The organism is Vibrio sp. 070316B (genome assembly GCF_013114115.1).
GTDB classification, from domain to species: domain Bacteria; phylum Pseudomonadota; class Gammaproteobacteria; order Enterobacterales; family Vibrionaceae; genus Vibrio; species Vibrio chagasii_B.
The window spans coordinates 1-923 of record NZ_VTYC01000077.1 but is presented as its reverse complement, the minus strand read 5'-3'; the positions used below and the strand labels follow the sequence as shown (position 1 = coordinate 923).

Genomic DNA, 923 nt, shown 5'->3' with positions numbered 1-923 from the left:
TTTTCCTACTATCCATATTCTGTTTCGGGTACATAATTTATGACTTATCCAATCGTTTTTTTGAAACTACTGAGACGGTGGAGGAAGCGAGACAAACAACGTCTACAGCTGCCGCTCCTAAGCAAAGTGAAACACAACCTAGTCAAGATAATGAAGCTTCTGGGGATGTACGTTCTAGTGGGGATAGCAGTAAAGGTAATCACAAAAATGATGTTACTCATGTTCCTATAGCCGAGGTGCTGCCGTTTGAGGGCATCAAGAAAGCTTTTGTCACGGGTGTGAATTTCGCAATCAAAAATGGCACGATTGAAAGACATGTTAGCATTGAAGTGGAAGCTCTTGATGGCTTCTACTCGGTAAACGAAAGCTTCCTAAAAGCTTACGACGTTACGTTTGACCGCATTGATGATTGCTTGTTGAAGCTTAACAGAGGCGAGCTAACAAAGTTAATAACATGCAAGCCCTACTCAGCTGCGGTTGCTTTACCAGAAGTAAGACAAGCGGAAGTAAGTTTGTTTTAGTCAATCGTCTAATGCTATCAAAACACGAACCGGCAATCGGATCGGTATTGCGAAAATGCTATCAAACCCGTCTATTTAGCCAGGAACAAATCTCAAAAAATGCTATCATAATCAAACCAGGACAAACCGGTATTAAGGAAAAATGATGGCTATTACTATTCGAGATACTGAGAAGCATGAAGAAATGCTATCCAAGCTAAAAGAATTGACGAAGACATCGACCATGTCTAAAGCTCTAGTTCAAGGTGGCTATGACGCACTTAAGTATCAAGAGTTGTATCACAAAGAACGAATACTGAATGAGAAGCTAAAGCGGAAGCTCTACGATAATGAGCTTGCGGTAAATGACTACCTTGATGCTTTGAAAGGATTACAGTCTGTCGTTGAATAGCCCCGCAGGGA

The 923-nt window shown here is 41.3% G+C and carries 1 protein-coding gene and 1 pseudogene; both read left to right on the top strand.

Going from position 1 to position 923, the window contains the following annotated elements; genetic code table 11:
- Positions 1 to 521 (top strand): annotated as a pseudogene (locus tag F0251_RS24270) (toxin); the annotation flags it as partial.
- 145 nt (positions 522 to 666) lie between these two features.
- On the top strand, positions 667 to 912 hold the full coding sequence (locus F0251_RS24265) for a hypothetical protein (RefSeq protein ID WP_171731987.1): 246 nt from the start codon (positions 667 to 669) through the stop codon (positions 910 to 912).
- The last annotated feature ends 11 nt before the right edge of the window (positions 913 to 923 follow it).